This is a genomic window from Parafrankia sp. EUN1f (assembly GCF_000177675.1).
Classification (GTDB): domain Bacteria; phylum Actinomycetota; class Actinomycetes; order Frankiales; family Frankiaceae; genus Parafrankia.
Window position 1 is genome coordinate 46,331 of record NZ_ADGX01000017.1, and the last position, 17,406, is coordinate 63,736.

The following is a 17,406-nucleotide window of genomic DNA, read 5'->3' on the forward strand; positions in this document are numbered from 1 at the left end:
GGCGCGAGTCGACGATGGAAACGGCACCCGACAGATCCGCCCCGTGCCGCCATGCCGCCTTGTGAGACCCGCTGGCGGCCGGTCCAGGAACATCTGCGCATCGCGTTGAATCACCACCTCGGGCCGGTGGATAACGGGAATGTGGAACGAGAAAAATCGGCAAGCACAGTCGTGGAATCGCGGGAACGAGAGAGCTCGGGGTGCGCGGCCGTGGCGGGGCGAGGCCCGCGCCACGGCGAGCCTCGCGTCGTGCCACGCGCAGCCCGCACGTCGCAGTCGTTGCCCCGGTCGCTGCCTCGGCCTCCGCTCCGCGCGTCGCCGTCGCTGCCCCCGTCGCGGTCGAGATCGCCCCTGACGTGCTGTGCCGGCAGGGCGGTCACTCATCACCAGCTTCCAGAGGGGACAATGACACATATGATGGATCGATGTTTCTTCTGGGGCAACGTCCAATCCGGAGATCGATCGATCGCTGTGCGTAGTGGTTTTCTGATCCGGTCGCCTGGAGGATGGTGAGGTGACCGGTGCCGACCGGACGGCTCGGTGGTGCTCCGCGTCTGGCGGGGCCAGGAGGGGCGCGCGGCAACGGGCGGGCGCAACCGGGGTTACAGAGTGCAAGAACACTTCTTGACCCGCGGGGCCGCCGAGGGCGGGTAGGACAGTCCGGACGGGCAGGGCACAGGGCCGTGGTCAGGCAGCAGGGAGTGGCAGGCATGGGTCGCAGAGGGTGGGCCGGCGTACCGCCGGCCGACGACGCCCAGGCGCGCGAACGCATCATCGACGCCGCGATCCACAGCGTGGCGCTACGCGGGGCGGCGGGAACCACCCTGTCCAACGTCGCGACCGACCTCGGTGTCATCCGTAAGACGGTCTACCGCTACTTCACGAGCACCGAGGAACTCTTCGCCGCCGTGTCAGACGCCGCGGCGGAACGCTTCGTGGCACAGTTCGAGGCGAACTTTCCCACGGACGTCGACGACATCGCCGATTTTCTGGTCGAGGCGATGGCGTTCATCATCGAGCGGTTCCCGGACGAGCCGCTGCTCATGCTGCTGCTCGCCGGCGGCTACCCCACCACGTTCAGTCGGCGGATGATGGCGCCCGCCCAGATCGCCCGCGTGCGCACGATCCTTGTCAACCGGCGCGTGAACTGGGCGGAACTCGGCTACGACGATGAGATGCTCGATCAGCTCGTCGAGCACGTGCTTCGGATCATGCAGTCACTGATCCTGGCCCCGCCCGACCCGCCCCGGACGGGACAGGAGCTGCGCACCTACCTCCGCCGCTGGGTGGGTCCCGTCCTGTTCCCGGCTTCGCAGCGGGTCCCGCGTCCCGTCGGTTAGCCGCCCGGGGTGTGCTGTCACTGCTGCCGACTCAGGCCGCCACCCGGAATCCGATGTTGCCGGCTGAGCTGTCGGGGGTGTTCGAGCTGCGCGCGGCGACGCGATAACGGTTGCAGTAGGACGAGTGACACATGTGCGAGCCGCCGCGCATGACCTTGGCGAGGCCACCGGGCGGCCCGGTCGGATTCGTACGCGGGCCGGTGGTGTGAAAGTCGGCGCTGAACCAGTCCGCGCACCATTCCCAGACATTGCCGACGACGTTGTAGAGGCCGTGGCCGTTGGGACGGTAGGCCTTGGCCGGGGCGGTGCCCAGGTAGCCGTCCGCCCCCGTGTTCACCGTCGGGAAGACGCCCTGCCAGATGTTGCACTGGTGCCGACCCTTCGGCATCAGTTCATCACCCCACGGGTAACGGCGCTGCTCCAGGCCGCCGCGCGCGGCGTACTCCCACTCGGCCTCGGACGGCAGGCGGGTGCCCGCCCAGGCGCAGTAGGCCTGCGCGTCGTTCCACGAGACGTGCACGACGGGATGGTTCTGGCGCGATGCGATGGACGAGCCAGGTCCTTCGGGGTGTTTCCAGAACGCCCCGGCCACCGCGTGCCACCAGGGCACCTCGTGGACGACGGGCGAGTTCCTGCTGACCTCTTCGGAAAGGAAGCCCTCGAAGACGAAGGAGAAATCGTGACGCTCCGCGTCGGTGGCGTACCCGGTCGCCTTGACGAACGTGGCGAACTGGGCGTTGGTCACCGTCGTCGCCTCGATGGCGAAGGGGCTCAGGTCGATCTCCCGGACCGGCCCTTCGCCGTCCGCGGGGTAGCCCTCCTCATCCTCGGTACCCATGAGGAAACGCCCGCCGGGAAGCTTGATCATCCGCGTCGTGCGGGCGCCGGCTGCTCGGATGGGCGCCGCCGCGCCTCCGGCGGTGCCGGGATCGCGGCCGGGGGTGCAGCAGGAAGCAGACATGGGTTTCTCTTCGTTTTCTCGTCGTCGGACCGGTCGCGGTGGCCCGTCCCGTGGGGTCGGACCACCGCCACCAGTGACCCTTCTCCGTCTCACCGCCCACAGCCAGGGATTCCGCGAGTCCGCGTCGACGACGGAGAAAGCTCCGGTGAGCCTTGCGCGGGCCGTCAGGCCGCGCGGTCGGCGGTGAGCTGGGCGGCGAGGGCTGGGATTCCGAGAGCCTGCTCCTGCGCCGGCGTCGCGTTGTAAAGGAGATTCACCAGCTGGCCCGGGTCGTTCACCAGGTCGTAGTACTCACGGAACAGCACCTGCCCCGTCCCGACCTGCTGGCCGCTGGCATTGGCGTGCAGGTCGTAGTACTCGACGTACTGCCTGGTGGTGCTGACATAAGAGGCCCAGGTGGGTACACCACCGGCGGCGGTGCCCTTCTTCCAGAATTCGGTCAGGATGTGGTCGCGGCTGGAGGAGGAGAGCAGCGAGAAGCCGTTCTGCGGGGTGGTCGGCGTGATTCCCGCGGCGTCGAGGATCGTCGGGGCGATGTCGATGTGCGCGACGATGCGGTTGTCGACCGTTCCGGAACCCAGGCCGCCGCCCGGCCAGGACACGTAGAACGGCAGCTCGTGGGCCGGCGTGTAGGGAACCGACTTGGCGACCCGGCCGTGGTCGCCCCACAGGAACCCGTTGTCGGGGACGTAGAAGACCAGCGTGTTCTCCAGCTGCCCGAGGGCCACCAGCTTGTCCCGGAAGGCCTGCACCGCGTCGTCCACGGACAGCAGCGTGCGCAGCTGCCGCTCCCGCACCGCCTGGCCGTCCGCGAGGGTGCTGGTCGAGTTCTGCACGTAGGGCGGCTTGTCGCTCTTGTCGGTCTCGTGCACCGCCGGCCGGCCGTTCCACTCCGGCACGACCGTGTCGGCGTACTGGGCGGCCGGCGTGTTGGGCCCATGCGGGGCGTACGGAGCGACGTAGGCGAACCACGGCCGCGTGTCGGTCGCGGCCCTGTCGAGGAAGCTCAGCGTCCGGTTCCTGAGGACGTTGGTGGTGTAGCCATTGATCGTCTGGACCGTGCCGTTGACGTTGTAGGTGCCGTCGACGTAGCTCGGCTTCAGCAGCGCCCATTCCTCGAAATGCGGCGGGCTGGCGTTGATGTCCCAGCCGTTGAGGTACTTGCCGAACAGCCCGGTGCGGTAGCCGGCCTGGGTCAGGTAGCGCTGGACGGTGGTGTTCTGGCCCAGGTTTCCGGGGTTCGCGTTGACCCGCACCCCGTGGTTGTGGGCGTAACGACCAGAGAAGATCGACGAGCGTGAGGGCGCGCACAGCGGGGTCGTGCAGTGGGCGTTGGTGAACCGGACACCCTGCTCGGCAATCCAGTCGAAGGTCTTCTGCGTCGCCCACTGCGTCGCCTTGGGCTGGTCATCCGTGACGATGACCAGGATGTTCGGCCGGGTGGCCGCCGACGCCGGCGAGACGAGCCCCGGGATCGTCGACAGGCCGGCTGTCGCCGCCGCGGTCGCCGCCGCCAACGACCCGGCGAGAAAACCTCGACGGCTGGTCGATCCCGGCGCGTGTTCGGAGCTCTCCGGATTTCCCTCGTTCATTCTTCGCGTCCCTTCCTGGGATGCTCAGGCCCGTCGGCCGCTCCAACGGGCGATTTCGCGCCCGCGCCGACTAGCGGAGGTTGATCCGGCGCAGGTCGTAGGCGGCGACGGTCCGGCCGAGCTCTGCGCCGACCTCGTCGGTGTGGCGGAAGTGGACGCCTTCCCAGACCCGGGCGTCGATGTTGTCCTGGGTCGCCTGCCGCCACGAGCTGTAGGTCCGGGTGACTCCGGGCGCGGTGGCGCTGGTGACGGCGATCGGCCGCGCCGGGCCCGAGCCGGTGAACGCCTCCAGCACCCGCTGCGCGGCACCGGCATAGGTGGTGTGGCCACTGGGATATTCGGGATGCGCCGGGGTCGCGATGAGCGGCGTCCAGTTCGGATCCGCGACGGTCGTCGGGTCGCCGTCGGTGTCGGCGAAGCGGATGGCCGTGACGGGACGCCAGCGGGTGTAGACGTACTTCGCCTCGTACCCGGCGATCTGGGCGTCGATGGTCACCTGGTGGAACGTGGCGACCAGATGCGTCCTCCAGGCCAGCGGCCGCGCGCGCTCCTGCTCGACGAGTCCGCGCAGGATCGCGGTGTAGCCGGCGAGGGACGACTGGGCCCAGAACTTCGCGACGTCGGTCTGCTCCGCGGTGCGCACCGTGCTGTCGACGGACCCGACGGCCCGGACCTCGGCGAGGTCGCGCTGGTAGGCCGGCGAGCCGAGCGGGTCCGGCGGCCCGGGACGGAACCGGTTCGCCGGGCCGAGCAGGAACGTCCGCCCCTTGCCCTGCCCGGACCCGACGGCGGGAGCGTAGGCCGGCGGCGTCGGCCGCCAGACCCCGGGTGCCTCCGCCGGCGGGGTGTAGGGGGCGTTCACCGAGGCGACGTCCAGCCCGTCACCGGTCCGCTCGGCGAGCAGGGCCCGGGCGGCGCGGTGCCCCGCCTCGACCCCGGCGGTTTCGTCCTTCCCGTCGGGGACGTCCGCCAGCGTGGCGGCCAGCGCCGCGTCCAGCTCGGCGGTGCGGGCGGGAACCTGCGCGGCGAGCCCGTCGTGGATGGCGGTCGCGAATGCCGCCGTCGCGAAGTCCGTGTCATTCCGGCCGGGGCTGGCATGCCCGCCGTGCCCGCCGGAGCCTCCGTGCCCGCCGGAGCCTCCGTGCCCGCCGGAGCCTCCGTATCCGCCGGGGCGGCTGGCGATGGCGCGGTCGGCGGCCAGCCAGCTCACGGCCCAGATCCGGCTGTTGGCGACCTGGGCTGGCAGGGCCGCCGCGGCGACCGTCTGCGCGGTGACGTCGTACCAGTCGAGCACGACATCCGTGCCGGGCCCGGTGCCTGTGCCGGCGGGCGCCGGTGCGGCGACGGCTCCGGTCGTGGTGGTGCTGGCGAGCATGGCGGCGGCCAGCGTGGCGGTGAGAAGGAGGGCCCGCGCAAGCGGGCGGGTACGGGCGCGCGACAAGGGCACGGTCGTCTCCGTGAAGGCAGGAACGAATGCGTCTTCGGGCAGTCGGCATCGAGGGCCGGAGCTGACGGGGGAGCGGCGAGGTGCGTCAGAGGCCGTGACAGGCCGCGCTCGTCACGCGTCCGAAGTCGACATACAGCCGACCCACGAGGAGACACGAGCGCATACCCGGACTCTCCCATGATCCGTGCCCGCCCGACGGCAATTCCCGACTTTTTCGGTCGACATTTTGGTGAATCGCTGTCGTGCGCTAACCGCGCGGAGCCGAGGGGTCTGGTCGAAGCGGATGGGTGGGAACGGCCGAGATCGCCGCTGCCGGGCGACCCCGGCTGGCCGGCTGCTTCCAGGCGAGAACTGAGGATGTTGGCGTCGGAGGGCGTGTAGCAAAATCGCGAGAAGCGGCGAGGGTCCGGGGCCACCGGCATCGGCCTGACGGCCCGTGTCCACTCGCCGCCTGGCCACCCTTCAGGGACCCGGCACCGTTCGCGCCGCGCCGGCAATTCATCTCAAGAGAGACAAAAGGGGCGAAGGGTCGCTTGATAATCCGCAAGAGTTGAGGATTTTGGTTGTCGGAACGACCAAAATCCTCAACTCTTGCTCGGCAGCAGCCAAAGTCCGAAGCTCGGGATTCTGCTACCTGCTCCAGAGCGACGAATATCTTCAGGTCTTGCGGACTGGTAAATGCGCAGCCGGCGAGTTGGCCTGCGCCGGGGACGGGACCTCGGCGGGCGAGCCGAGCCCGAGGCCGGCCCGCCCGCCCGCCCGCCCGCGAAGCCGCGTGCGCTCAGTGGGAGGACGCGAGGCTTTTCGCGGTGTCGGCTGGCGTGGGTTGCGCGGGTGGCGCCAGGGTGGTGTGGCTCTCCGGGGCGAGCCGGATATTGACCGCGGCGCCGACGTCGAGGCCCAGCGCGCGGAACTCGTTGCGGGTCAGCGTCACCACGACGGCCTGGCTCGGCTCGCCGGTGGTGGCGACGTCGACGCGGATCTCGAAGCCGATCCGGTTGATGCGGGCGATCTGCCCGCTGATGTCGCCCGCGGCCGGATCCCCGCTGTGCAGCTGCAGGTCGTGCGGCCGGACGAGCCTGTCCCCGAGCTGGGTGACGGGGCCGAGGAAGCTCATGACGAAGTCGTTCGCCGGCCGGTCGTACAGGTCGTCCGGGGACCCGATCTGCTCGATCCGCCCCTCGTTGATGACCACGATCTCGTCGGCGACCTCGAGGGCCTCCTCCTGGTCGTGGGTGACGAACACGGTGCTGACGTGCACCTCGTCGTGCAGGCGGCGCAGCCAGTCGCGCAGCTCCCGGCGGACCTTGGCGTCGAGTGCGCCGAACGGCTCGTCGAGCAGCAGCACCGTCGGCTCGATGGCGAGTGCGCGGGCCAGGGCCATCCGCTGGCGCTGACCGCCGGACAGCTGTGAGGGAAGCCGCTCGGCGAACTGCTCCAGATGCACGAGGGCGAGCAGCTCGTCCACCCGCGAGCGGATCTCGGCCTTCGGCCGTTTGCGGATCTCCAGGCCGAAGGCCACATTGCGCCGCACCGACAGGTGCTTGAACGCGGCATAGTGCTGGAAGACGAAACCGACGTTGCGTTTCTGCGGCGGCAGGCCCGTCGCGTCGACGCCTTCGATCACGACCCGTCCGGTGTCGGCCTGCTCCAGTCCGCCGATGATGCGAAGCAGCGTGGACTTGCCGCCGCCGGACGGGCCGAGCAGTGCCGTGAGCTGGCCGGTCGGAATGCTCACGGAAACGTCGTCGAGCGCCACGAAGTCGCCGAAGCGCTTGTTGACATTGGTGATCTCGATGCTCACCGCTTTTCCTTCGGATCCTTCGGACGAATGAGGGACACGACGACGATGCAGGCCACCGCGACGAGTGCGAGCAGGAAGGCGGTGGCGTAGGCACCGCCCCGGTCGAAGTTCAGGTACTTCTCCTCGACGACGAGGGTGGCGGTTCGGGTGTCGCCGGAGACGTTGCCGGAGACGACCTTGACGGCGCCGAACTCGCCGAGGGCACGGGCCAGGCTCAGCACGACGCCGTAGACCACGCCCCATTTGATGGCGGGAAGGGTGATGCGGCGAAACGTCTGGACGGCGTTCGCGCCGAGGCTGCGGGCGGCCTGCTCCTGCTCGTCCCCGACCTCCTCCAGGACGGGGACCACCTCCCGGATCATCAGCGGCAGGGCGATGAAGGTCGTGGCCAGGATCATGCCCGGGGTGGCGAAGATGACCTGGAGACCGGCGTCCTCGAGGGTCGGCCCGAACCAGCCGTCCCGGCCGCCGTAGACCAGGATCAGTGCGAGCCCGACCACGATCGGCGACACCGACAGCGGGACGTCCAGCACGGCGTTGAGCAGCCGCTTGCCCGGGAAACGGTAGCGGACCAGGAGGAACGAGATGCCCACCCCGAACACCGTGTTGATGATCACCGAGGTGACCGCGATCGTGAGGGTGAGCCGCAGCGCGTGGACGGTGTCGGGGTCGTCCAGAATGGCGCTCAGGTCGTCGAAGCCGTCCTTGAACGTGTTCTGCGCGACGAGGTAGAGCGGCCACGCCACGAGCAGGAACAGATAGGCGATCACGACCAGCCGCAGCGCGTACCGGCCCACCGGTGGCCGGCCGCGCCGCCGGGCCCGGCCGGGCAGCGGCGCGTGCTCGGCCGGGTGGTCGGCTGTCGCTTCGATCGTCGGTGTGTCAGCCACGGCGCACCATCCTCCGTTGCAGGACGTCCACCGCGACGATCACGACGAACGAGATCGCCAGAAGGACGACCGCGACCGCCGCCGCGTTCTCGGGATTGTCGTTCTCGATGCTGCTGAGAATGCGCACCGACGCCACCTCGGTATGCATCGGCAGGTTGCCGGACAACAGCACCAGTGAGCCGTACTCGCTGACGCCGCGGGCGAACGACAGCGCGGCTCCGGCCGCGATGGCCGGGGTCAGGCCCGGCAGAATGATCCGCCGGAAGATGGTGAACCGCCGCGCGCCCAGCGAGGCCGCCGCCTCCTCGGCCTCCCGGTCGAGCTCGGCCAGCACCGGCTGCACGGTGCGGACGACGAACGGCAGCGTGACGAACAGGAAGGCCAGGAAGACCGCGGTGCGGGTGTTGGCGATGTTCACACCCAGCGGGCTCTTCGGGCCGTAGAGGGAAAGCAGCACCAGCCCGGCGACGATTGTCGGCAGCGCGAACGGGATGTCGATGAGGATTTCCAGGACACGCTTGCCGGTGAACCTGTCCCGCACCAGCACCCAGGCGATCGCCGTGCCCATCACGATGTTGACCAGGGTGACGAGGAAGGCGGTCCCGACGGTGAGCTCGATAGCGGCGGCGGTCTGCTCCTGGGTGACCGTGCGCCAGAACTGGCTCCAGCCACCTTCCGACGCCGTCACCGCGACCGCCGCCAGCGGGATGAGAACGAGCAGGCTGAACCACAGCATGGCCACGCCGAGGCCCACACCGGACACCCGGGTCAGCGGCAGCCCGCCGGGCGCCGACCCGCGGTCTCCCGCGGATCGGCGCCCGGTGACGGTTGTCGATGTCACAGTGCTACTTGGCCTTGCCCGAGGCGGCGATCACCTTGACCACGATGCCGGTGTCCTCGGCGAAGAACTTCTTCGACAGGGCCGACCAGCTCTCGAAGTCGTCCTTGACGGTGAGCAGCTTCTTCGGCGTCGGGAACGGGTTCTTCGGGTCGAGCGCGCCTTCGACCTCATCGACCTTGACTCCGTCGATGACCGGGCGGAAGCCCTTGAGCGCGAACTGGCGCTGGCCCTCCGGGCTCAGCACGAAGTCGTACCACTCCTTGGCCTTCGGGTCGGCCTTGGTGAGGACGGCGCCGGGGTTCTCGATGAGGATGGTGGTGTCAGGGACGACCCAGTCGAGCTCCTCGCCGCTCTGGCGGGCCAGGATGGCCTCGTTCTCGTAGGCGAGCAGAACGTCACCGGTGCCGCCCAGGAAGGCGGTGGTGGCGTCACGGCCGCTGCTCGGCAGCGAGACCACGTTCGCGAAGAGCTTGGTCAGGTACTCCTCGGCCTGGGCGTCGGTTCCGCCGTTCGCGGAGATGTGCCCCCAGGCGGCCAGCGCGTTCCACCGGGCGGAGCCGGAGGAGGCCGGGTTGGGGGTGACGATGCCGATGCCCGGCTTGATCAGGTCATCCCAGCCCTTGATGTTCTTCGGGTTGCCCTTGCGCACCGCGAGCACGACGACCGACGACGACACGATGCCCTTGGTGGGGCCGTCGTCCCAGGTGTCGGCGACGAGCCCGGCGTCCACCAGCCGGGTGACGTCACTGGCGACGGAGAAATGGACGTAGTCGGCCTTCAGGCCTGACACCACCGCGCGGCTCTGGTCGCCGGAGGCGCCGTAGGACGTCTCGAACTTCACGCCCTTGCCGGCTTCGGTCTTGTTCCACTCGGTGGCGATGGCCTTGTTCGCCGCCTCCGGCACCGCGAAGCCGACGATGTGCAGCGTCGTGGACGAGCCCGAGCCGCCGCTGCTGCTGCCCGCCTCGTCGTCATCGCCTCCTCCGCACGCGGAGATCGCCAGGCTGGCGACCAGGGCCAGAGCCGCCACCGCTCTGAACCGGATATTCATGGGAAACCTGGCCTCCTCTGGTGCCTGCTGTGGCACCTGTCTGCGCGCGTGCGAATCTCCGAGCCCGAGGCTCGGCAGAAACCGGATCTTGATGGTGTGGATGGACACAGGGAGCTGTCCGTAGGGCCGCGTTGCCGCGGCCCGCGCTGGAAGAGCGACAGGCGAGATGACGGTGCCGCGCAGGTACACCTTGCGGTGTACCTGCGTGACAGATCGGCTCGCCCGTGCTGACCAGGACTAGATATCCCACCTAATCGACCGACTTGCAAGAGTTGGTTGGTAAGGATGTGAAGCTAGGTTTCCAGTGGTGGCGAACTGGATGCTGTAGGTGACGAAACCCCGCCCTTCGGCGGGGCGAGATCGTGTTCGGTAGTGATTAGACCACCGTGGCGGCGATCCGACCCGTTCGGGTGGCCTGGCGCCGGACACCAGGCGCCAGGCGCCTGGTGTCCGGCGGCTTCGGCTAGACGGAGACCTTGTCGGCCAGCACGTCGGCGAGGGTGGCTCGATCGAGAACCTCGTGGATGGCGGCGTCCACGGCCAGCCAGACCCGGCTGAGCCCGCGGGCGGCCCCGCCGTAGGTGGCCCGCTCGGCCGGCTCGCCGCGAACGCTTGTCAGGGCTCCGCCGGTGGCCCGAAGGATGTCGCCGACGGTGATGCTGTCGGTCGGGCGGGCCAGGCTGTATCCGCCGTCAACTCCCCGTCGGTTGAACAGCAGCCCGGCTCGACGTAGATCCAGCAGGATCGCCTGCAGATAGGCGAGCGAGATCTCCTCGCTCGCGGCCAGTGCGGGGGCGGCGACCCGGTCCGGGTGCGCGACGGCGAGGGCCAGCATCGCCCTGATGGCGTACTCGGCGCGAGCGGAGATGTACACGGCTGTACTCCTCGCGTGGGTTGTTCATGATCATCGGCGATCAAGCCTGGCATGGCTGCCAGGCTTGTCTACTTATTCGATGCATATACTAAATATTGCTGACCCGTCGGTGCCCTGCCTGTCAACCCGCAGGTTGCTGCAGTCCTGTGGCGGCCAGGGGCCCGCAGCCCCCCGGACCTCGTCGTCGACGGTGTCGGCCCGGTGTCCACGCGTATGGCCCGTCGGTGTCGGTGTGGACGGATCGCAGCCCGCCGACGGCGGTGGCGGGCAATCTTGACAAATCCGATCGAGATAGCGGACTATTCTCCGACCCGGTCCCCGGCCGACCGACCAAGGAGACCCAGGCCATGACTCTCACAGCTGAAACAGGCACCGGCGCGGGTACGGACACCGCGGGCCAGGAGCAGGCCGCGGCCGCGACCGCGGTGGCCGAGCCGCTGTTCGAGATCGTCCCGCTCTCGGGCAACATCGGCGCCGAGATCCGGGGCCTCGACGTGCGCACGCTCGACGACCGGGAGGTCGCCGCGGTGCGGGCGGCCTGGCTGCACTACAAGGTCGTGTTCTTCCCGGGCCAGCACCTGACGCCGGCGGAGCACCTCGCGTTCGCGCGGCGCTTCGGTGAGCCGACCGAGGGCCACCCGGTCATCCCCGGCCTGGACGGGCAGCCCGAGGTGTTCGAGATCGACTACAGCAAGGCCAGGGAGCTGGCCGCGGCCTACGGCAGGGTCGGCACCGTCTCGCGCGGACTGGACTGGCACACCGACGTCACCTTTGTGAAGCGCCCGCCGCTCGGCTCGATCCTGCGGGCGGTCGTGGTGCCCCCGGCCGGCGGCGACACGCTGTTCTCCAACCAGGAAGCCGCCTTCGCCGCCCTCAGCCCGGCGCTGCAGGAGTTCCTGGGCACGCTGACCGCCGTGCACGACGGCGAGGCCCAGTTCAAGGGCATCCTCGACCTCGTCGGCGAAGGGCGCTGGGAAGGCGAGACCTTCGTCAGGCTCGAGCCGGCCGCGCACCCCGTCGTGCGCACGCACCCGGAGACCGGGAAGAAGTCGCTGTTCGTGAACCCCGGCTTCACCTCGCACATCGCCGAGCTCGACCGCGCAGAGAGCGATGCCCTGCTCGCGTTCCTCTACCAGCACTCGGTACGTCCGGAGTTCACGGTGCGCTACCACTGGCAGGAGGGGACCATCGGCTTCTGGGACAACCGCGCGACCCAGCACTCGGTCGCAGGCGACTTCGGCGACGCTCACCGCGTGATCCAGCGCGTCACGCTGCGCGGCGACGAACCCCGCTGAGCTACCGCGACTGGTTGTTCCGCACGACGTCCTCGTCGCCGGCCCTGCGGTCGGGGAACATGGCCTCGATGTCCAGCCCGCCGGTCGGCCGGGCCGCCGCGATCAGTGTCGCGCCGTGCGCGTCGGCGACGGCCCGCACGATCGCGAGACCCAGGCCGTGCCCGTCGCCGTGCCGGATCCGCCGGCCGTCCAGCTGCTGGAACGGCTCGAAGAGCCGGCCCACCTCCGGTGGCGGCACGACCGGCCCCGAGTTGCGGACGATCAGGCTGGCCCCGCCCGCGGTGGTGGTCGTCCTTACCTCGACGAGGCCGCCCGGCCGGTTGTAGCGGATCGCGTTGTCGACGAGATTCGCCACCAGGCACTCCACGAGCCTCGGGTCGCCCGAGACCAGTGCCGGGCCCAGGGACGCGGTGACAGTCAGCTCGGTGGGCCGGATCGCCGGCCTGCGGGAGAGCACCTGCCGGGTGAGGTCGGCCAGGTCGAACGACTCCCGCCGCTCCACGCCCTGCTGACCGCTGGCCAGGGTGAGCAGCGAGTCGATCAGCTGCTCCTGGACGGTGCCCAGCCCCAGCACCTCCTGGCAGGCGGTGCGCAGCGAGTCGATGGTCGTGCCGGGGTCGGCGAGGGCGACCTGGAGCACGGTACGTTGCGCTGCCAGCGGGGTGCGCAACTCATGCGACGCGTGGGCCACGAAGCGCCGCTGTGACGCGAACGAGGCCTCCAGGCGTGCGAAGAGGTCGTCGAGGGTCGCGGCGAGCTCCGCGAACTCGTCGGCGCGGCCGGTGGGCCCCAGCCGGCGATGCAGGTTGCTCGCCGAGATCTCCCGTGCGGCCGTGGTGATCGCGCGCAGGGGCCGCAGGAACCGTGCCGACACCAGCCAGCCCACGCCGATGGAGGCCAACGCCAGCACGACCATGATCACTAGCCAGATGAGGAACGGGAACTGCGTCGTCGTGTCCGGCCGCGCCGCGGGCCCGACCCTGCTGACCGGCTCACCCGCCGCGGGCGCGGGCACCGACACCCTCGTCCCGACCAGCGCCGCGGTCAGCAACGTCGCTCCGGACACGAAGAAGGGGATGGCGTAGAGCAGCATCAGCTGCGTCCGCAGCCGCCGGCGCCGGGCCATCAATGCTCGCCGATCCGGTAGCCGCCCTCGCGCACCGTGTGGACCACCGGGGGATCACCGAGCTTCGCCCGCAGCCGGCGGACCGTCGTCTTCACCGCCGTCGTGAACGGGTCCGCCGCCTCGTCCCACACCCGTTCCAGCAGCTCCTCGGCAGGCACCGGACGTCCCGCGGCGGCGAGCAGGCACTCCAGCAGCGCGAGCTCCTTGGGGCTGAGGTCGAGGCGCCGCCCTGCTCGCGACGCGACCCGTCGGCCCGGGTCGAGGGTCAGGTCGCCGTGTTCCAGCACCGGCGGAACCAGCGCGGTCGGCCGTCGAGCCAGCGCGCGGACCCGGGCGACCAGCTCCGCGAAGTCGAACGGTTTCGTGAGGTAGTCGTCGGCGCCCAGACCGAGCCCGTCGACCCGGTCCCGGACCGTGCTCGACGCGGTCAGCATGAGGACCCGGCTGGCCGGGCACGTGGCGACGATCCGCCGACACACATCATCACCATGCGTACCGGGAAGGTCGCGGTCGAGCACCACCACGTCGTACCGAGTGGCCGCGAGGCGCGCCAGTGCGTCGTCGCCGTCGGGCGCGACGTCGACCGCCATCCCCTCGCGCCGCAGCCCGCTCCGGACCGCACGGGCCAGGATCTCGAAGTCCTCCACCACCAGGACGCGCATCGCACCACCATCCCAGGCGGGCGGTGTCAGCCCGGTGTCGTCCGGCGGCACCGGCCTGACACCGCGGGGTGGCTAGAAATCCCCCTATGATCAACGTGAACGGCCTACGGAAACGGTTCGGTGCGGTCACCGCGCTCGACGGGATGACCTTCACCGTCCCGGCGGGGCAGGTAACCGGCTTCGTCGGGCCAAACGGCGCGGGCAAGTCGACCACGATGCGAGTCATCCTCGGCCTCGACACCGCCGACTCCGGCGAGGCCCTCATCGGCGGGCGCCCGTACCGCGAGCTGCGCAACCCGCTGCGGCACGTCGGCGCGCTCCTCGACGCCTCCGCCGTCGGCCCGAGCCGCACCGCTCGCAACCACCTGCTGTGGCTCGCCCACTCCCAGGGGCTCGGCGCGCGCCGCGTCGACGAGGTTCTCCAGGAGGCGGGGCTGACATCCGTCGCCCGTCGCCGGGTCGGCGGGTTCTCCCTCGGCATGCGGCAGCGGCTCGGCATCGCCGCCGCGCTGATCGGCGACCCGCCCGCGCTCATGCTCGACGAGCCGTTCAACGGCATGGACCCCGAAGGAATCATCTGGATGCGCCGCTTCACCCGGGCGCTCGCCGACGACGGGCGTGCGGTCCTGGTCTCCAGCCACCTGATGAACGAGCTGGAGGACATCGCCGACCGTGTGGTCGTCGTCGGCCGCGGCAAGGTGTTCGCCGACGCCGGCGTCGCGGAGCTGCTGGCCGCGGTGTCGGACGGCCGGGTCACGGTGCGGACGACCGCGGGCGGCCCGGCGGCGGCGGTCCTGGAGGCGGCGGTCCTGGCCGCGGGCGTCGGCTCCGTCACGCCGGCCGGGGCAGACGCCCTCGTGGTGGCCGGTCTGTCGGCCGAGGAGATCGCCGGGCTGCTCGGCCGGCACGGCGTGCCGTTCTCCGAGCTCACCGCCCATCGGGCGACGCTGGAGGACGCCTACCTGAACCTCACCCGGGACGCGGTGGAGTACCGGGCCACCGTGGCGGGGGAGGGACGGTGAACGGCTTCGCGAACACGCTGCGCGCCGAGTGGACGAAGTTCCGGACCGTCCGTGGCTGGGTGCTCGCCACCGTCGCCGCCGCCGGGCTCATCGTGGCGCTCGGGGTGATGCCCGGGATGGAGGGGACGTGTGGAAAACACGGCCTCAGCTCCGGGTGCGAGCTTCCGCTGGGTCCCGGTGGTGAGGAGGTGACGGACAGCTTCACGTTCCTTCACCAGGCACTCACCGGGGACGGCAGCATCACCGTCCGGGTGACCGGCATGACCGGCATCCTCCCGGGCGGCGACCCGCACGGCCGCGGTGACACAGGGGACCCGAACGGCCCGAACGGCACGGGTGACCCGAACAGCCGGAGCGGCCGAGGCGGCACGGACGGGCCGAGGCACGGGGTCGCGCCGTGGGCCAAGGCCGGCCTGATCGTCAAGGCGGACACCGGCCAGGGCTCGACCTACGCCGCGGTCATGATGACCGGCGCCCACGGCGCCCGGATGCAGTACGACTACACCCACGACCTCGCCGGCGGGCCGGATGCCGCCACCGCGGCCCACCCGCGCTGGCTGCGGCTGAGCCGGGCCGGGGACACCGTCACCGGTGCCGAGTCGGCCGACGGCGTCCGGTGGGTCACCATCGGCACCGCCCGGCTGCCCGGCCTGCCGGCGACCGCCCAGGTGGGGCTGTTCGTCACGTCGCCGCAGTACACCGAGGAGGTCCACGCGGGGCTGGCGTCCGGTGCCATGGGCGGGCCGAGCCAGGCGACGGGAACCTTCGACCACCTCGCGACCGGTGACGGCTGGACCGGCACCGCCTGGCAGCCAGACGTCATCGGCGCCGCCGGCGACCCTGGCGCCGCCGGCGACCCTGGCGCCGCCGGCGACCCTGGCGGCGCTGATGACCCCGGCGGCCCCGGCGGTTCCGGAGACGGGCCGAGGAGCGGCGCCGAGGGCTTCGAACGCGACGGTGACACCATGCGCCTGAGGGGCTCCGGCGACATCGCCCCCGCCGTCGCGGGTGCGGCAGGGCTCGGTGTGTCGATCAGCCAGACGCTGGTCGGCACTTTCGTCGGGCTGATCGTGGCGGTCGTCGTGGGCTGCGTCTTCGTCACCGCCGAGTACCGCCGCGGGCTGCTGCGGACGACGTTGCTGGCCAGCCCCGGCCGGGTCCGGGTGCTGGCCGCGAAGGCGGCTGTCGTCAGCGGGGCCATGGTCGTCACGGGCCTCACCGCCGCCGCGGCCGTCGTCGTCCTCGGGCAGCGGGTGCTGAGGGGCAACGGGGTGTACGTCCACCCGGTGCCGACGCTGACGGAGCTGCGCGTCGTGGCCGGCACCGCCGCCCTGCTCGCCCTGGCCGCGATCCTGGCGCTCGGCCTCGGCACGCTGCTGCGCCGCGGCGTCACGGCCATCACGGCGGCGGTGGTCCTCGTCGTGCTGCCGTACCTGCTCGCCGTGACGGTCCTGCCCATCGAGGCCGCGCGGTGGCTGCTGCGGGTCACCCCGGCCGCGGGATTCGCGCTGCAGCAGGCGGCGCCCGAATACCCGCAGGTGGCGGGCCTCTACACGCCGGCGGACGGGTACTTCCCGCTCGCGCCGTGGGCCGGTCTCGCGGTTCTCGCCGGATGGGCGGCGGTGGCACTCGCCGTGGCCGCGGTCGCGCTGCGCCGGCGGGACGCATGAGGAACGCGCTGCGCGCCGAGTGGACCAAGGCGTGCACATCACCCGGCCTGCCCGCGCTGCTCGCCACGATGGTCGTGAGCATGGTCGCGCTCAGCGCGGCCGTGGCCGCGGCCACCGACCCGCTGCCCGGCACGGACCTGCCGAAGCTGGGCCTGACCGGGGTGCTGCTCGGCCAGGCAGTGGTGGCGGTCTTCGGGGCGCTGGTGATGGGCGACGAGTACGCCACCGGCCTGGTCACGGTGACATTGACGGCGGTTCCCCGGCGCAGCCGTGTGCTGGCCGCCAAGGCGGTGGTCGTCGCCGGCGTGCTGGCAGCCGCGGCGACCATCGCGGTGGCAGGCTCCGTCCTTGTGGCCCGGCTGCTGCTGCCCGCGGATGTCGTCGCCGCGCGCCCGGCCGTCGGCTCGGTGCTCTACCTGGTCCTCATCGGCCTGCTGAGCCTCGGCATCGTGACCTGCGTCCGCAGCTCCGCCGCCGGGGTGGGGGCCGTCCTCGCGCTCCTGTACGTGCTGCCGATCGTCACCGCCGCGGTCGCCGACCCGGCCTGGCAGCGGCACCTGCGCCAGATCGGTCCGGCCAGCGCCGGGCTCGCGGTGCAGGCGACCGGCGCCGACCTCGACATCGGCCCCTGGAAGGGCCTCGGGGTCCTGGCACTGTGGGCTGCCGGGGCACTTCTCGCCGGCGCGGCGCTCCTGGAACGCCGGGACGCCTGACGGGCCCTGTGCCTGTCACTGGCGGAGCACCTCGTCGTGCGCACCCATCCGGAGACCGGCGAGAAGGTCCTGGGAACTCCACCGGAAACCCTCGCAGTGGCCTACGGGTAGCTACTCG

The 17,406-nt window shown here is 70.9% G+C and carries 15 protein-coding genes; 5 read left to right on the plus strand and 10 right to left on the minus strand.

The annotated features are described in order from the left end of the window. Nucleotides 1–710 precede the first annotated feature (710 nt). Nucleotides 711–1,340, plus strand: a complete 630-nt coding sequence (locus FREUN1FDRAFT_RS07335; RefSeq protein WP_006539351.1) for a TetR/AcrR family transcriptional regulator — start codon at nt 711–713, stop codon at nt 1,338–1,340. A 31-nt stretch (nt 1,341–1,371) separates the two neighbouring features. Here FREUN1FDRAFT_RS07335 and FREUN1FDRAFT_RS07340 read toward each other — a convergent pair whose 3' ends face one another. The 8 genes from FREUN1FDRAFT_RS07340 to FREUN1FDRAFT_RS07375 all read right to left on the minus strand — a co-directional run bounded on the left by FREUN1FDRAFT_RS07340 (nt 1,372) and on the right by FREUN1FDRAFT_RS07375 (nt 10,800). Continuing rightward, nucleotides 1,372–2,301: a formylglycine-generating enzyme family protein gene (locus tag FREUN1FDRAFT_RS07340; RefSeq protein ID WP_006539352.1), complete on the minus strand. Its 930-nt coding sequence runs from the start codon at nt 2,299–2,301 to the stop codon at nt 1,372–1,374. A gap of 164 nt (nt 2,302–2,465) precedes the next feature. Beyond that, on the minus strand, nt 2,466–3,893 hold the full coding sequence (locus tag FREUN1FDRAFT_RS07345; protein WP_006539353.1) for a sulfatase: 1,428 nt from the start codon (nt 3,891–3,893) through the stop codon (nt 2,466–2,468). Between the two features lie 70 nt (nt 3,894–3,963). Next, a complete protein-coding gene (locus FREUN1FDRAFT_RS42895; protein ID WP_006539354.1) occupies nt 3,964–5,340 on the minus strand; it encodes a vanadium-dependent haloperoxidase in 1,377 nt (458 codons plus the stop codon). A 781-nt stretch (nt 5,341–6,121) separates the two neighbouring features. Further along, nucleotides 6,122–7,144, minus strand: coding sequence for a sulfate/molybdate ABC transporter ATP-binding protein (locus tag FREUN1FDRAFT_RS07355; protein ID WP_006539355.1), 1,023 nt, complete (start codon nt 7,142–7,144; stop codon nt 6,122–6,124). Continuing rightward, nucleotides 7,141–7,977 carry a sulfate ABC transporter permease gene (locus FREUN1FDRAFT_RS07360; protein ID WP_050795768.1) on the minus strand — a complete coding sequence of 279 codons (837 nt, stop codon included), beginning with the start codon at nt 7,975–7,977 and terminating at the stop codon, nt 7,141–7,143. The genes FREUN1FDRAFT_RS07355 and FREUN1FDRAFT_RS07360 overlap by 4 nt, the downstream gene beginning before the upstream one ends. Nucleotides 7,978–8,026: 49 nt before the next feature. Beyond that, a complete protein-coding gene (gene cysT, locus FREUN1FDRAFT_RS07365; protein WP_006539357.1) occupies nt 8,027–8,875 on the minus strand; it encodes a sulfate ABC transporter permease subunit CysT in 849 nt (282 codons plus the stop codon). Between the two features lie 4 nt (nt 8,876–8,879). Continuing rightward, nucleotides 8,880–9,926 carry a sulfate ABC transporter substrate-binding protein gene (locus FREUN1FDRAFT_RS07370; RefSeq protein ID WP_035950600.1) on the minus strand — a complete coding sequence of 349 codons (1,047 nt, stop codon included), beginning with the start codon at nt 9,924–9,926 and terminating at the stop codon, nt 8,880–8,882. Between the two features lie 463 nt (nt 9,927–10,389). Then, complete coding sequence (locus FREUN1FDRAFT_RS07375) at nt 10,390–10,800, minus strand: Rrf2 family transcriptional regulator (protein ID WP_006539359.1); 411 nt, start codon at nt 10,798–10,800, stop codon at nt 10,390–10,392. Nucleotides 10,801–11,147: 347 nt separating this feature from the next. Between FREUN1FDRAFT_RS07375 and FREUN1FDRAFT_RS07380 the strand changes: the two genes are divergently transcribed. Continuing rightward, on the plus strand, nt 11,148–12,095 hold the full coding sequence (locus tag FREUN1FDRAFT_RS07380) for a TauD/TfdA family dioxygenase (protein ID WP_006539360.1): 948 nt from the start codon (nt 11,148–11,150) through the stop codon (nt 12,093–12,095). Nucleotide 12,096: 1 nt separating this feature from the next. Here the strand turns inward: FREUN1FDRAFT_RS07380 and FREUN1FDRAFT_RS07385 are convergent, their stop codons facing one another. Together FREUN1FDRAFT_RS07385 and FREUN1FDRAFT_RS07390 are read right to left on the minus strand one after the other, a co-directional pair. Beyond that, on the minus strand, nt 12,097–13,221 hold the full coding sequence (locus FREUN1FDRAFT_RS07385) for a HAMP domain-containing sensor histidine kinase (protein ID WP_006539361.1): 1,125 nt from the start codon (nt 13,219–13,221) through the stop codon (nt 12,097–12,099). Further along, entirely contained in the window at nt 13,221–13,883 is a 663-nt protein-coding gene (locus FREUN1FDRAFT_RS07390; protein WP_006539362.1) for a response regulator transcription factor, read from the minus strand. The genes FREUN1FDRAFT_RS07385 and FREUN1FDRAFT_RS07390 overlap by 1 nt, the downstream gene beginning before the upstream one ends. Nucleotides 13,884–13,969: 86 nt before the next feature. Between FREUN1FDRAFT_RS07390 and FREUN1FDRAFT_RS07395 the strand changes: the two genes are divergently transcribed. The 3 genes from FREUN1FDRAFT_RS07395 to FREUN1FDRAFT_RS07405 are packed head-to-tail and all read left to right on the plus strand — an operon-like array spanning nt 13,970 to nt 17,288. Beyond that, on the plus strand, nt 13,970–14,905 hold the full coding sequence (locus tag FREUN1FDRAFT_RS07395; protein WP_006539363.1) for an ATP-binding cassette domain-containing protein: 936 nt from the start codon (nt 13,970–13,972) through the stop codon (nt 14,903–14,905). Further along, nucleotides 14,902–16,575 (plus strand): ABC transporter permease subunit, encoded by a 1,674-nt coding sequence (locus FREUN1FDRAFT_RS07400; protein WP_006539364.1) that lies wholly within the window; start codon nt 14,902–14,904, stop codon nt 16,573–16,575. Before FREUN1FDRAFT_RS07395 ends, FREUN1FDRAFT_RS07400 begins: the two co-directional genes overlap by 4 nt. Then, on the plus strand, nt 16,572–17,288 hold the full coding sequence (locus FREUN1FDRAFT_RS07405; protein ID WP_006539365.1) for an ABC transporter permease: 717 nt from the start codon (nt 16,572–16,574) through the stop codon (nt 17,286–17,288). Before FREUN1FDRAFT_RS07400 ends, FREUN1FDRAFT_RS07405 begins: the two co-directional genes overlap by 4 nt. The last annotated feature ends 118 nt before the right edge of the window (nt 17,289–17,406 follow it).